We start from the raw sequence: 14,301 nt of genomic DNA on the forward strand, positions 1-14,301 counted from the left end.
GTGCTTGAATGTTTACAGGTCGATGTCCGACATCCCGACAACAACGTGACGGCTGTGCTGTAGCCGCGAGCATTCACGGACGCTGAGACGTCCTCGTGAGCAACAGGATTCAACAGTGACTTGACGTTTCGTCCTCGCTCGAGCACATGCCACCGGAACTGCGGCCGACGATCGTCACCGACATCCACCACCAGCAACCAAACAGACAGAGGGGTTCAATCCATGGGACGCGTTGAAGGAAAAGTCGCATTCATCACCGGTGCAGCGCGTGGACAAGGGCGCGCGCACGCCGTTCGTCTCGCAGAAGAAGGTGCGGACATCATCGCGGTGGACATCTGTCGGCCGATCGAGACCGTCGACTACCAACCGGCCACGGAGGACGACCTCGCCGAGACCGGGCGCCTCGTCAAATCCACCGGACAGAGCGTGGTGACGGAGGTAGTCGACGTCCGCGACTTCGACGCCCTCAATGCAGCCCTGTCGCGCGGAGTCCAACAACTCGGCCACCTCGATATCGTCATCGCCAATGCCGGGATAATGGCTCACCCGGGAAAGCTTTGGGAGTTCACCGCGGAGCAGTGGCAGACCACGGTCGATGTGAATATGACTGGTGTGTGGCACACGATCAAAGCGGTCGCCCCCGTGCTGATCAAACAGAACACCGGTGGCTCGATCATCCTGACCTCCTCGACCGCGGGCGCGAACGGCTCCGCGAACTTCGGCCACTACGCAGCCACCAAACACGCGGTCCTTGGTCTCGCAAAGTCCGCTGGAAAAGAGTTGGGGGAATACAATATCCGGGTCAACTCGATCCTTCCAACCTCGGTGGATACCCCGTTGATCCAGTTCCAAGAGCTCTATAACCTGTTCCGTCCCGATCTCGACACCCCGACCCGTGACGAAGTCGCCTCAGTTTTCAACTCGATGCATCTGCTGCCTCAAGGCTGGTTGCAGCCATCGGACATCGCCGACGCCGCGCTCTGGTTGGCGTCAGAGGAATCGAAGTTCGTTACAGGCCTCGAACTCCGCGTCGACGCCGGAGCCCGCCTGAAGTAGTGCGCAGGAAACGGCCCGTTCAACGTATTGCTCTGCGATGCAGGTGCTGGCGCAGAATGGACTGCGCGAGTACCTCCGTTGCCAACGTTGTTCGTCATTATTGTGCTCGAAGTCGGGCAAGTGGGCACAAAGCCACGGGCAACGATTGTCGTTCTCTGGCAGCGGCGATACCCAAGTTGGTACCTGCGGTGGGCAACTCTGCCGTCCGCGCATCGATGTCTGAGCATGGCCACCCCGACGCCAGTGCCTGGACGCACTACTTCACCAGTTGAGGCGGCCGCGGCCTGCGCTAATTGGATTTAGCGCAGGAGCGCCACCACCGGTCGCGGTACAGTTCGACCGGGATCCACCGGGCCGGATGTGATGGCGGCCCCGGTATGCAGAGGGTATGCAGCAGTACCGAAAACGCCCAAACCCCTCCAACGCACCAAACGCCAATAACGCTCCCCCGCTGCATGATCCCCGTGTCCTCAACAACGCCACCAATCAGCAAACATCCACGACGGCAAGTTCAAAACCCGTCCAGTGTGAGTTCGAGTCTCACCGAGGGCACTCAAAAACTACATCTGACCTGCATATACGTACCAGGAAACGAAGCCGGCACCAGAGCGCATCGCTCCAAAAAGTACCGAAATGCCACCAAAATAGGTTCCGCCACCCCGCCTTGACGAGGAGCAAACATGCCGGTCATCACCTACGAAGGCAACGGTTGCACCGCGGTGCTCGACACCGAGACGCAGACGGTGACGCTCAACCATTCGGGTCTGATGTCGCCGGGCCATAAGAAGAAAGCGTCGCCGTGGACGATTCCGCTCGGCGACATCGTCGACGTCGACCTGGTCGAAAAATCGCTCATGGAACGCGGCTGGGTACGGTTCATCACCCGCGATCGCCGGGCATACCACAAGGTTCAGCGCGAGGACACCAACGCGTTTTTCGCCGGCAAAGCCAAGCTGGGTCCTTTTGTTGACGCCGTCATGGCGGCACGCCCGCAGCGGCCGAGCGCCGCGGCACCCGAGTCAGAGGGGCGCGGCATCGAGTTTCACGGCATTCGGCTGACGGGCGACACCATCTTCTACGACGGCCGCGACTATCCGATCGCCGGTGCCCGAGCCGTGGTCGAGACGGGCGCTGAGCGCAAACGGATCACCGCCACCCGGATCGTTGTTGTCGGGATACTCGCGGCCGCCGCCAAAAAGGATGAGACCCGTCTGTATCTGACGATCACCCTCGGGGATGGGCAGGTTCTGGTCGCCGAACTGCCACGTAAGGACGAGGCCGCGGCCCGCCAGTTCGCGGCGACGTTGACGTCGGCAGGTGCGACCGCTGGCCCGACTGATGCCGCCACACCGCCCCCGCCTCCGCCGACTGTTCCAGCTGGGTGGTACGCCGACCCGAATAACGCTGCGTTGCAACGCTACTGGGACGGCGCTCAATGGACCGAGCACACCGCCCCCGCTCCCTAGAATCGGCCGAGTTGGCTGAACGCCTCGAAGTCGCGGGCAGTCGGCGTCCATGTCGGTGGCGGCGCCCACCCGCGAAACCGGTCGTTGGCGCGCTGCGCCAGCCGTGCACAATGGCCGGCGCTGATCAGGTCGGTGGTGTGTTTGGTGCCCGGCCAGTAGTTGTGGGCGAACATCGGGGTGGCGAGAATGTCTGCGCGCCGCCACGGCGACCACCACCGTTGAATATGGCCGCCGCGCACCTTGGTGTGCACGTCGCGGAGCCACCAGCCGATGCGGTGCACACCGCGGATGCTCATCCATTCGGTGAGGTCGGCGATCAGGCGGGCTGGGTTGCCATCGGGTAGGTCGGGGATCGGGTCGGCAGCAACGTATTCGGTGAGCACCGGCACGTCGACCGGGTAGGGGCCGGAGATGCCGGAACGGTGGCCGGGCGGCACACCGGCGATGACGCGGCGTCCCTCGGTGTGCGGGTCGGCCAGCGTCGCAACGCCCTGGCATTGCCCGGGCGCGGCGCGGGCCAGGTGGCGGGCGGCGATCGCGCCCTGACTGTAGCGGCCGGTCACGAACGGTCGGCCCGCGGCGACGCGGATCGCTTCACGCACACCCACTTCGATGCTTTCGCCCATCGACACGTCGAAAACACCCGACGCGGGCCCGTACGCGGCCGGGTATTCGTCGAGTTCGGCCCCGCCGAGGAACGGATCGAGACGGTGTTGGCGACCCAACCGGAAGCCAAGCTACTCGGGACGACGACTGCGATGCTCCTCATGAATCGGCTGTCATTCGACTCGGCCGGCACACCGATCGAGCGGGCGCGGTCTCTCTTTCGAGGCGACCGGATGGCGTTCAAAGTGCTCCTTCGCGAATAGCGGAGTTGGCGTCGATGGAGCCGAAACCACGTGCGCCACCACTCCGTGCACAGTAGGCCAACATCTTTGTGCGAGTATGTGAAGCCGACCGCGAACTTCGTCATCGCAAGCGGGACACCGTCACTACTTGCCGACGATGGCCACCCCCTCCTCTTCTGCCATGAGCTCAGGCTCCCCGGTCACGGGGTCGATCTCCTCGAGGGGCGGCACCGGCTTTCCATCCAGGACCAGCTTCATGCGCTCCTTGTCGAGCTGTCCCTCCCAGTTGGCGACGACAAGCGCAGCGACGCAATTGCCGAGGAGATTCACCGACACCCGCATCGAGTCCATGATGCGGTCTGGGCCGAGTAGAAGTGCCACCGCGGCAACGGGAATACTCCCGTGCCCGATGGCGGCCACAGTGGCCGACAATGCCAGAAAAGAGGAACCGGGCACAGCTGCCATCCCCTTCGAGGTCAGCATCAGCACGAGTACGGCGGTCAGTTGCTCACCGAGACTGAGGTCCACCCCGAGCGCCTGGGCAAGGAACAGGACGCAGATCGACAGGTACAGCGTCGCCCCGTCGAGGTTGAACGAGTATCCGGTCGGCACGACGAGACCTGTTGTGGTGCGCGAACATCCGGCATGGGTTAGTTTGGTCATGATGCGTGGCAACACGACCTCGGTCGACGCCGTGCCGAGGGCCACGAACAGCTCGTCCTTGATGTACATCAGGAACTTCCACGGGTTGACGCCGACGAGAAACCGTACGACCACGCCGAGTACGAGGATGAACAGAACGGCGGCGAGATAGCAGCAGGCGATGAGTTTCCCATAGCTTGCGAGTGACGAGATGCCGTACTGCCCGACGACGTAGGCCATCGCGCCGAACGCGCCGAGTGGTGACAGCTTCATGATCCACCCAATCATGGTGAAGAAGATGTGGCTGCTCTGGTCGACGAACGACATCACTACAGGTGCCCTCGCACGTAGCTTGGCCAGCGCGAGTCCGAAGAGGACGGCGAAGAAGAGCACCTGTAAGAGCTCGTTCTCGGCGAACGCCGAGATGGCCGATGTCGGAATGATGTTGAGCAAGAAGTCGACGGTGTGCGGGAGTTCACCCTTGTTCGTCTTCGCGGCGACGGCGTCCGCGCCGGTGGCGAGCGTCTCGGGATCGATGCTGAAGCTGGCGCCGGGCTTGACGATATTGCCGACGGCGAGGCCGAAGAACAACGCAAAGGTGGTGACCACCTCGAAGTACACGAGTGCCTTGACGCCGATCCGTCCGACGGATTTGAGGTCGCCGACATGCGCGATACCGAGGACCACCGTGCAGAAGATGATCGGTGCGATGAGCATCTTGATGAGTTTGATGAAGCCGTCGGCGAGGGGCTTGAGGCCCGCACCCACGTCGGGCCACACCGCTCCGATGACGATGCCCGCGACGATTGCGACGATCAGCCACGTGAACAGCGAGCGATACCAGGCGCTCTTCGGCTTGGGCCCGGGAGAATCGGTGTCGATCACGATATCGGCGGTCATGCGACGACTGTCGGGTACTCGGAAGGCGAGACCATTATGGAGTGGTTAACCAGGCGTAAATGAGCTGGCATCTCACTTCGTCAGCGGTGTCGCGGCTATATGGGAAACCTGACGAACATCCGCGTCGGCCAACTGCGCGACCTGGGTGGCCTCGATCAGCCGGGAGTAGCGGAGGACCGGATCAGGTCCGCACACTTTTCTGCCATGGTCATCACGGTGATGTTGGGGTTGACCACGGGCAGCTTGGGCATGGCGGAGGCATCGACGACACGTAATCCCTTGACGCCCTTGACCCGGAGTTCGGGGTCGAGGACGGCCATCGGGTCGTTGACGGCACCCATCTTGCAGGTGGCTGCGGGGTGATAGACGGTGTTGTGGGTTCTGTGGAAGTAGTCGATGAGCTCGTCGTCGGTGACCGCGTCCGGGCCTGGCGCCAGTTCACGCGTGATCCAGTCGCCGAGCACGCTCTGGGCGCCGATCTCGCGGGCGAGCTTGATACCGGCCAGCATGACGCGCTCGTCGCGGCCATCGGAGTCGGTGAAGTAGCGGGGATCCACTTTCGGGCGGTCCCGGAAGTCGCGGCTGCGCAATCGGACGGTTCCGCGGGAAAGTCCTTGCGTCACATTCGGTGTCAGGCAAAATCCGTTTTCGGTGGTCGGATAGCCCCAGCGCAGGGTGTTCATGTCGAAGGGCACGCTGCCGTAGTGCATCATCAGATCGGAGTGATCGAGTCCGTCTTCGGTGGTCGCGAACAGTCCGATCTCCCACCACTGGGTGGACTCGGTGACCATCGGTCGACCGGCTTCCCAGAACACCAGCCCTTCGACGTGGTCGTCGAGATTCGAACCGACGCCGGGTGCGTCGACCTTCACCCGAACACCGACGTCGGCGAGATGATCGCTGGGCCCGATACCGCTGAGCATCAACAATTTCGGCGTGTCGATTGCACCTGCGGTGACGATCACCTCACGTTTCGCGGACACGGTATCGTAGCCGGTGAGGTCGGGTCGCTGATACCGAACCCCGGTGGCACGCAGATCATCGTCGATGAGGACCTCACTGATCCAGCTGTCGGTGAGCACGGTCAGATTCTTACGTGTGCCGAGGATCGGATGCAGATAGGCGTGCGAGGTCGACATACGTTCGCCGGCCTCGTTCGCATTGATCTGTAGCCAGCCTGCGCCGTTGAGATGCCACTCGTCGCGATTGAACTGCACTGTCGGCAGACCACATTTGGCTGCGGCATCGAGAACGGCTTGACCGCATGGGTCGTTCGGCGGTACATCACGCAGCCGCACCGGCCCGTCGTGGCCGTGTGCGTAGCCCTGATAGGTGCCATCAGCGACGTTGTTCTCCACTCGCGACACATACGGCAGGACACCTTCTGGACCCCAGCCGGCAGCTCCTGCCGTCTCCCAGTCGCGCAGACCTTGGGCCAAGGGCCAGAACGCAATACAGGAGTTGTGCGACGAGCACCCGCCGAGCACCTTGGCGCGTGCGTGGCGCATGAAGCTGTTGCCCTTTGCCTGCGGCTCGATCGGGTAGTCCCAGTCGTAGCCCGAGTCGAGCAGATGCATCCACTCGGCCAGGACCAGGATGTTCTGATCGTCGACATCGCTGGGTCCTGCCTCGATGAGACACACCGTCATTTCAGGATCTTCCGAAAGTCGCGCCGCCAGGACGCATCCAGCGGTACCGCCACCGGCAATGACATAGTCGAAGGTCGATGTCATGGCCACTTCTACTTCTCGATGATCTGGCTGTCGAGGATCGGTTCGATGTCGATGGGACCCGACGAGTGCGACGCCAAGACACCGATGTGTCTGCGGCCCTTGACGAGATACCAGATGAGGCCCGCGCCGAAGATGACACCGATGTAGACGAATGCTCCCCACGTGTTGTACCAGGGGGTGCCGTAGATGACACTGCGCGGCCATGCCAGGTTGAGCGCCATCCCGATACCCCACAGCACCGCAACGGTATTCACCACAACACCCCAGCGGCCCATGCTGAAATAGCCGCCGGACTTGAGGTCCTTCGGCGGCCACTCACCACGGAATCGCATGGCGAGCATGGGCCCCGTCACCAAGAGATATGCGAGGTAGATCATGATGATCGCGATCGAGGTGAGGACTGTGAAGATGTTGGGCTGGTTGATGTTGATGACCAGGATGATCACCGAGACGAGCCCGACGACACATGCGGGAACGACGGGCGTCTGCCGTTTCGGCGAGACGGTCGCGAGACGTTCGCCGAAGGGCAGCGCGTTGTCGCGGGCCATCGCGAACATCAGCCGGATCGCCGCGGTGTGTACGGCCAGCGAACAGACGACGACCGCAACGACGATGGCGACCAGGAAGATCTTTCCCAGTGGACCCCACATCACCGACCCGACGATGTACTGCAGGCTGCCGGACTGCTCGCCTAGCTTGGGATCGTTGATATCGGGTGCGGCCATGATCGCGAAGACCAGGATCGCACCGCCGATCACGAAGGATGCGAGGATGGCCCGCAGGATCGCCTTGGGTGCGGTACGCCGGGGATCGAGGGTCTCCTCGCCGAGTGAACTGGCCGTGTCGAATCCGTACATCACATAGCCGGATGCCAGCGACGCCACCAGGAAGGCGCCGAGGTAACCACCGCTCTGCCCGGCGCCGTAGCCGTGGGTCGAGAAGAAGACCTGAGGTCCGCGGGTGATGTTGCACGCCAGGATGATCGCGATCAGAACGGCCGCGATCAGTTCGATGAACACGCCGACGCTGTTGATCAGCGCCATCAGTTTCACACTCCACGCATTGACCGCGGTCGTGAATGCGATGAGGATGCCACCGAGGATCACCGCGTTGACGGCTGCATCGGTGGTGTCGTCGGCGCTGCCGTACAACTGGAATCCACTCCACAGACGCGGCAGGTTCAACTGCAATGCGAGTACGACGGCTGAGAGGGTGACCACCGATGCGGTGAACATCAGCCAGCCCGCCGACCACCCCACGAACTGGGTGCCGAGCCGTTTGGCCCAGTTGTACACCGATCCCGCTACCGGATATTTTGCCGCAAGCTCCATGAAACATAGTGCGACACAAAGCTGTCCAATGAAAACCATCGGCCATGACCAGAGGTAGCCGGGACCGGCGTTGCCGTAGCCGACGTAGAAGAGCTGAAACGTGCCGGTGAGGATGGAGATGTAACTGACGCCTGCGGCGAAGCTGGCGAACTTGCCGATACTGCGGTCGAGGGATTCCTTGTAGCCGAAGTCCTCCATTCCGCTGGAGTTGTCAGTAGCTGCTACCGGGGCCGGTGGTGTCGGCGCGGGTGGTGTGGTCATCGCTCGTCTTCCGTCTCGGTGAACCACCGCGACGCCGACGGCGCAGTGTTGTGCCAGATATGTTTGGTCTCTTGGTATTCCGCAAGTCCGGTTGGACCGAGCTCGCGGCCGTTGCCGGACTTGCCATAGCCGCCCCACTCGGCTGCGGGTGTGTAGTAGCCGAAATCGTTGAGCCACACCGTGCCGTGCTGCAATCCGCGCACCATCCGCTCACCACGCGCCGCATCGGAGGTCCGTACCCCGGCGGCCAGCCCGTAGGTGGTGTCATTGCCCAGCGCAAGGGCTTGCGCCTCGGTGGTGAATCGCTCGACGGTGAGAATCGGACCGAACGTCTCTTCGGCGACGATCCGCATCGACGAATTGCATCGGTCGAAGATGGTGGGGGCGAAGAAGTATCCGCCCGGGTGTAGATCGTCTCGGTCGGGACGTCCGCCACCACAACGCAATACCGCTCCTTCTGCGATTCCGGAGGCGACGTAGTCGGCCATCTTGTTCAACTGCGCCTGTGATACGAGCGGGCCGGTGGTGCTGGCGGGGTCGAGACCGTCGCCCATCCGGATTTGGTTTGCACGTCGCACGAGTTCGTCGACGAGACTGTCGGCGATCGACTCTTCGACGATCAGCCGGGTGCCGGACGAGCACACCTGGCCCGAGTGCAGGAACACACCGGTGAGGACCTGGTCGACCGATGATTCCCAGTCGGCGTCGGCGAACACGATGTGCGGGTTCTTGCCGCCCAACTCCACGGCAACCTTGGTCACGTGTTTGGCGGCGGTCTCGGAAATGGTGGTGCCGGTGGCCAATCCGCCGGTGAACGAGATGAAGTCCACGTCGGGGTTGTCGGTGAGCGCCCCGCTGAGCCGTGCACCGGATCCCTGAACGAGGTTGAGGACCCCGGGCGGCACCCCGGCCTCCTCGCAGAGCCGGACGAAGGCGATCGTCGAGAGTGGGGTCACCTCACTGGGTTTGGCGACCATCGTGCATCCCGCGGCCAGCGCGGGAGCGATCTTCCACGAGATCTGCAGAAGTGGATAGTTCCACGGCGCGATCAGAACGCAGACCCCGATCGGTTCGTGCACCACCCGGCTGATCACCGCGGGATTGCCGACATCGACGACACGATCGGCGTCGACCTCGACCAGCGAGGCGTAGTAGCGGAACACCGATTCGACGTCGTCGATGTCGATCTCACTCTCGACGAGGGTCTTTCCGGTGTCGAGGGTCTCGATGCGCGACAACTCCGCCTTGTCGCGGACGAGAAGGTCGGCGATACGGCGCAACAGCGCGGCACGCTCGGATACCGGTGTCGCCGACCATTCGCCGGCGTCGAAGGTGGCGCGGGCAGCGCCGACGGCGGCACGCGCGTCGTCGGGCGAGGCCTCGTCGACGACCGTGAGTGTGTGCCCCGTAGCGGGATTGACGAGGGCGCGGGTGCCGCCGTCAGACGGATGACGCCACTCGCCACTGATGTAGAGGTGCGCATCCCCGATCAGTGGAGAACTCGTGACCGCAGCGCCTGCCGCCGTGATGTCGGTCATGGCGTACCTCATTCCCTCCGACGTTCTGTGGCACACGACAAGGTGCAGACGCGTGTGATCGTGCTGGAGTATGGCCGGATCGAAAAGATCCAGCCGAGTGCTCAACCTACCGTGTGGAGCCCGTGTATGCGGGGTCTCATGGGATTCACTCGGCATCTCGACGCCGAATGCAAGGACCCTGACATCCGGTTCGTCCGATTCCCGATTCCCGGTGCCTTCGGCGGGGGCTCCGGACGGCCGCGAGTGCTGATACGGATCCACAACCTGCAGCTATAGCGACGGTTGAACCGATAATCGTCTCGACCGTCGCTATAGCTGCAGGTTGTGGACGGCTACGGGGCCGAGTGGTGGTCGTGCCACTTCCCTTTCACCAGGATCAGATCTGGCAACCCCTTTCGGCTGCCGCCATACCACCTACCGGCAGTCAAGGTGCCGGACGTCGACTGTCGCGGGCGTAGTGGTGTGAATGTGACAGCCCTGTTGGTCGGTGAGGGTCACCGGCCCGCCCGCGGCCGAGACATACAGCCGGTCCTGATCACGCCGGAACCGGACGATCTGATTCGGTCCGGTGTCAAAGCGATATCGGAAACCCCAGAGTTCTCCGTTCGTGGCGACGGTGTCGTTCGTCCATGTGGTCGGATGTTCGGGAACAGGCGCGAAAAGATCCCAGGCGATCGCATCGCGCAATTCCGGCCGGAAGTTGTGGAAGTCATGGATTCCCGGCCCCCGCCTGCTCGTGGTCGACACTCCGGCCGTGCGTAGCGCGGCCCGATAGGATTCGAATCCGGGCCGGATCAGGCCGACCTCCGTGGGCAGGTCACTCGCGATGTTGTTGTCGGTGGGTTCCCCGTCGTCGGTCGGAACGCCATTGCCGGAGGCGATGAACACACGTGTGTTCTGGAGATTCGCCGCCAGACGCACGGGGTTGTGTCCATGGGCGTAGAAGCTGTCGAACGGGCCGTAGACCGAGGTCAGATCGAACGGGCCGTGCGCGTTGACCTGCGCAACCAGACCCATCACGTTCGGCTGTCCGGGGAGGAGGTTGATGTCGGTGAGACCGGAGAGAGTCGCGACCGAGCCGAAGAAGTCCGGCAGGCGTCCGCCCAGATAGGCCGCGCCGAGCCCACCCATCGATACGCCCGCGATCGCGTGCCACCGGCGTTCCTCCCGGATGGGATAGCGTTTGACGATCTCGGGGATGACCACGTCGAGGTAGTAGCTCTCCCACGACGGGCTCCCACGCCGGCCGCCATTCCACCAGTCCGTATAGAACCCGGTCGCCCCTTCGGGCATCACGATGATCCCGGGAAAACCGTCGGCGGTTGTCTGGATACGTCCGAGTACCGGATCCGACCAGGTTCGATAGTCGCTGCTCGCCCCGGCGAGCAGCACCAGCAAGGGGTATTTCTTGGTCGGCGTGTATCCCTTGGGCAGCAGCACCGTGGCACGTGGCGGTCCCGGATATGCCGGCGAATGTCGGGCGTTGAGTACCGACCCCAGCCATTTGTCCGGGATCTGGCCCGGCTGTCCGGGAATCGTGATCTCGACGAGCCGATTCGCGGGTGCGGCGCGCGCCATCCCGACGCCGAGAACACCCATCGTCGTGGACACCGCGAGGACGCACGACATCGCCACCGCCGTGCGATATCTCGTGCGTGCCGATTCGTCAGCTCCCGTCCGATTCCCGTTCCGATGAACCCAGGACCACATCCGAGCCTCCACTGGTGTGAGTGTGCTGTGTCATGCCCTCGCAAAGCCCTGCGCCATCATGGCGCCGTACAGCGCTGCGGTCTGCTCGACGTCGAGATCGTTGGTCTCGTCCAAGACGACGCGCACGGCCGCGTCGCACGACGCCATGAACAGCTCGATCAGCGCCGGGAGCTTGTTCTCGAGGTTCTCGGTCTGCCACCACCGCCGCATCGCCGGTGCGATCCACGCCGTTGCCGCGTCGGACACGGTGCGGCGGCCGGCCACCACCTTCCGGCCGATCTCGGAGTCGTGTTGGGCGTCAAAGATGATGCGCCAGGCCGATGGTCGCCTGTCGACAGCGGTCAGGAGCGCTCGATAGCCGTCGACGAACACCTTCTCCGGGTCGTCGCCACGTGCACCATGAAGGGCGGCGAGGACCTCGCCCAGCAATACCGTCTTCTCCCGGTCCAGGAGCGCCTCGACAAGCTGGTCGCGGTCGGGATAGCACGCGTAGACGACCGGACGGGTCACCCCCATACGAGTCGCCACCGCGGCAATGCTGATCGCGGCGACACCGTGTTCGACGCCGATGGCGAGGGCAGTGTCGAGGACCACCGGCCGTCTCCGTTCCGGACCGAGATGCGCGGCCCGCTCTCGGGACGCCGGGGTTCGAGTTGCCATGGGGCCCAGACTATCAAGCATTCCTACACCCCCGAAGGTTTCGGGTCCGTCGGGACGGGTCGACCGTGGCGCCGTCATGTGAGGGGCCGGTTCGTCGGGAGATTGAGGTAGCTCGGGGCCCGTGGGTCGATGGCGATGGTCTGCGGTCGCAGCTGCGATTCGATGAGTAGCGCGGGAATCATCATCCCCTTGGGGAAGTTCGAGGCGAAGACATCCACCCGCAATCGATGTCCGGGTTGCAGCACGAAGTCGGTCGGGGTGAAGGCGATGTCCAAGACGGTGGGCTGCCCTGGGACAACCGGTCGTCGGTCGTCCAGCGCCGTGAGCGGAACCGGCTTCGTGTAGTCCCCGCCGGCCGAGCGCGTACTGCGGGATTCGTCGATCGCGCGAAGGGACGCCGTCAGCTGACCCGACGCCACCACCGTCGACTGTCTGTTCGGCGCAACATCGTTCAGGGTTGCGGTGAAGTAACCGTCGGTCGCATCCATCGTCGTGTTCAGGTGCAGACTCACCGGCCCGGAAGCCATCGTCGGGACCGTCACCGGCCCGGAGGTGAACACGGCGGCGGCGACCTCCGAAACGCGGGCGTCCTTGGCACACCCGTCGATGAAACCCGCTGCGCCCGCGGTTCCCTGAGCGGCATCCCGCGAACACACCGTGGACAGCCCTGGAGCGATGACCGCGCTCGCCCCGTGACGTGGTACCGACGTCGACAACGAGCCGTCGAAGGCAACGATTCCCGTCGTCCCGCTGCGGACGCCCGTCAGGTACTGGCGTCGATAGGCCATCTGCGCACGTGGATAGCTCGTTGAGCTCGTCCAGGCCCCACCTTGTTGATACAGGGTGGCGGGACTGTAGCGGTCGATGCCGTTGTCGATACCTTTGAGCCACTTGTCGAACCACGCGCGCTGTAGGACATCCAACCGCGGCGGCGCGCCGTTCGATCCCAGGCCCGAGCCGATCGTCGAGTGGTACCAGTCCCCCATCAGCAGCTTCTTCTGCGAGTCGGGCAGCCGGATCGCCGCGATGACGTCGGGTTCTGAGTTGGTGAACAGATCATGCCATCCGCCGATCAGGAAGGTGGGTACGCCGATACGGTCGGGGTGACCGAGAATCCCTTGGCGGAACGGATGATTCGGGTCGATCACATCCCTCACGTCCGGCGGGATGTCGTGAACACTCGCGGTGAAGAATGCCCGCAGCAGGGTGTCGAAGAAGGTGATCGGACTGGCGACCCGATCGGCGAGCCATTGCCAATCGAATCGCCCCGTGGCGATCGACTGCAAGTCCGGCAACCATTTCAGGGTGTCGATCGAAGCGACCCACAGTGGGATGAAACCGACCGCGATCCCACCGCCGGGAGCGATGACGTCCTGGACCACGTCACTGCCCGGGGCGGCAGCGAACACCGCCTTGATCGCCGAGACCGGCTGTTGGGCGCCTTGAAGCGCATTGATCGCCCCGTAGGAGAGCCCGGTGGCACCGACCATGTTCGTCGACCACGTCTGCCTCGCCGCCCAGAGACTGACCTCGGCGACGTCATCCTGTTCACGCTGACCCGCCCCATCCCATACCCCTTGGGAGAATCCGGTACCTCGGACGTCCACGACGACCTGGACGTATCCGGACTTGACCAGTTGTCGATCAACGGCGACCGTACGGGCCACACCGCCGGTCAGCATCCGGATCTGCTCGCCCATCCCCGACAGCGGCGTGCCGGCCAGGTCGAACAGATCGAATCGATTGATCACCCTGGTGATCGAGTCGTAGAGCCCTGGGATCGACGTGGCCGACTCCATCAGCATGTACAGGAGCTTGGTGTACGGCGTCATATTGATGATCGTCGGCAGCGGCTTGCTGACCACCCTCCCCGCCGAGTCCATCGGGCGATACACGTTAGCCTTCAAGATGGTTCCGTCGCTCATCCGGATCGGCACATCCCAGTCGATATGGACATCCGAGTACTTCTGTGGGCCGTCGGCGGTCGCGGTCCACTCTGCGGCCCGAGCCGTATCGCTCGCCGACGGCGCCGCCGACGCAGTTCCGGCAACGATCACGAACGGCATGACCAGCAGACCGGCGACGACAACCGCGACGCCATGGCGTCGTAGCCGGGTGACGTTCCACCCGGTGTGCCACGAGGACGTGATGCTCAC

Annotated in this window: 10 protein-coding genes and 1 pseudogene; 3 read left to right on the top strand and 8 right to left on the bottom strand. The window is 63.6% G+C overall.

The window, feature by feature from the left end:
- The first annotated feature begins 222 nt into the window (after window positions 1–222).
- Together ACLQ3C_RS14060 and ACLQ3C_RS14065 are read left to right on the top strand one after the other, a co-directional pair.
- Window positions 223–1,056, top strand: coding sequence for a mycofactocin-coupled SDR family oxidoreductase (locus tag ACLQ3C_RS14060; RefSeq protein WP_425705694.1), 834 nt, complete (start codon window positions 223–225; stop codon window positions 1,054–1,056).
- A gap of 680 nt (window positions 1,057–1,736) precedes the next feature.
- The gene (locus ACLQ3C_RS14065) at window positions 1,737–2,522 is read left to right on the top strand and encodes a DUF2510 domain-containing protein (protein WP_425705695.1); all 786 of its coding nucleotides are present in this window, start codon (window positions 1,737–1,739) and stop codon (window positions 2,520–2,522) included.
- On the opposite strand, the gene ACLQ3C_RS14070 is transcribed toward ACLQ3C_RS14065, so the two are convergent.
- The gene (locus ACLQ3C_RS14070) at window positions 2,519–3,247 is read right to left on the bottom strand and encodes a hypothetical protein (protein WP_425705777.1); all 729 of its coding nucleotides are present in this window, start codon (window positions 3,245–3,247) and stop codon (window positions 2,519–2,521) included. The genes ACLQ3C_RS14065 and ACLQ3C_RS14070 overlap by 4 nt on opposite strands.
- On the opposite strand from ACLQ3C_RS14070, the pseudogene ACLQ3C_RS14075 reads away from it, so the two are divergent.
- Window positions 3,197–3,391: pseudogene (locus tag ACLQ3C_RS14075) on the top strand (UTRA domain-containing protein); the annotation flags it as partial. The gene ACLQ3C_RS14070 and the pseudogene ACLQ3C_RS14075 overlap by 51 nt on opposite strands.
- Window positions 3,392–3,514: 123 nt before the next feature.
- On the opposite strand, the gene dctA reads toward ACLQ3C_RS14075, so the two are convergent.
- The 7 genes from dctA to ACLQ3C_RS14110 form a co-directional block, all read right to left on the bottom strand.
- Window positions 3,515–4,912 (bottom strand): C4-dicarboxylate transporter DctA, encoded by a 1,398-nt coding sequence (gene dctA, locus ACLQ3C_RS14080; protein ID WP_425705696.1) that lies wholly within the window; start codon window positions 4,910–4,912, stop codon window positions 3,515–3,517.
- A gap of 155 nt (window positions 4,913–5,067) precedes the next feature.
- Window positions 5,068–6,645 carry a GMC family oxidoreductase gene (locus ACLQ3C_RS14085; RefSeq protein ID WP_425705697.1) on the bottom strand — a complete coding sequence of 526 codons (1,578 nt, stop codon included), beginning with the start codon at window positions 6,643–6,645 and terminating at the stop codon, window positions 5,068–5,070.
- 8 nt (window positions 6,646–6,653) lie between these two features.
- Complete coding sequence (locus ACLQ3C_RS14090; protein WP_425705698.1) at window positions 6,654–8,237, bottom strand: APC family permease; 1,584 nt, start codon at window positions 8,235–8,237, stop codon at window positions 6,654–6,656.
- Window positions 8,234–9,775, bottom strand: coding sequence for an aldehyde dehydrogenase family protein (locus ACLQ3C_RS14095; RefSeq protein ID WP_425705699.1), 1,542 nt, complete (start codon window positions 9,773–9,775; stop codon window positions 8,234–8,236). The genes ACLQ3C_RS14090 and ACLQ3C_RS14095 overlap by 4 nt, the downstream gene beginning before the upstream one ends.
- Before the next feature lie 414 nt (window positions 9,776–10,189).
- Window positions 10,190–11,404, bottom strand: coding sequence for an alpha/beta hydrolase (locus ACLQ3C_RS14100; protein ID WP_425705700.1), 1,215 nt, complete (start codon window positions 11,402–11,404; stop codon window positions 10,190–10,192).
- A gap of 111 nt (window positions 11,405–11,515) precedes the next feature.
- Window positions 11,516–12,145: a TetR/AcrR family transcriptional regulator gene (locus tag ACLQ3C_RS14105; protein ID WP_425705701.1), complete on the bottom strand. Its 630-nt coding sequence runs from the start codon at window positions 12,143–12,145 to the stop codon at window positions 11,516–11,518.
- 74 nt (window positions 12,146–12,219) lie between these two features.
- Window positions 12,220–14,301 (bottom strand): CocE/NonD family hydrolase, encoded by a 2,082-nt coding sequence (locus tag ACLQ3C_RS14110; protein ID WP_425705702.1) that lies wholly within the window; start codon window positions 14,299–14,301, stop codon window positions 12,220–12,222.

Origin of the sequence: Gordonia sp. DT30 (assembly GCF_049844915.1) — a bacterium.
Lineage (GTDB): Bacteria > Actinomycetota > Actinomycetes > Mycobacteriales > Mycobacteriaceae > Gordonia.

Excerpts from the sequence above, each read along its gene's own strand:
- ACLQ3C_RS14060 (WP_425705694.1), top strand. The coding sequence starts at position 223 with ATGGGACGCGTTGAAGGAAAAGTCGCATTCATCACCGGTGCAGCGCGT.
- ACLQ3C_RS14065 (WP_425705695.1), top strand. The coding sequence starts at position 1,737 with ATGCCGGTCATCACCTACGAAGGCAACGGTTGCACCGCGGTGCTCGAC.
- dctA (WP_425705696.1), bottom strand. The coding sequence starts at position 4,912 with ATGACCGCCGATATCGTGATCGACACCGATTCTCCCGGGCCCAAGCCG.
- ACLQ3C_RS14085 (WP_425705697.1), bottom strand. The coding sequence starts at position 6,645 with ATGACATCGACCTTCGACTATGTCATTGCCGGTGGCGGTACCGCTGGA.
- ACLQ3C_RS14090 (WP_425705698.1), bottom strand. The coding sequence starts at position 8,237 with ATGACCACACCACCCGCGCCGACACCACCGGCCCCGGTAGCAGCTACT.
- ACLQ3C_RS14095 (WP_425705699.1), bottom strand. The coding sequence starts at position 9,775 with ATGACCGACATCACGGCGGCAGGCGCTGCGGTCACGAGTTCTCCACTG.
- ACLQ3C_RS14100 (WP_425705700.1), bottom strand. The coding sequence starts at position 11,404 with ATGTCGTGCGTCCTCGCGGTGTCCACGACGATGGGTGTTCTCGGCGTC.
- ACLQ3C_RS14105 (WP_425705701.1), bottom strand. The coding sequence starts at position 12,145 with ATGGCAACTCGAACCCCGGCGTCCCGAGAGCGGGCCGCGCATCTCGGT.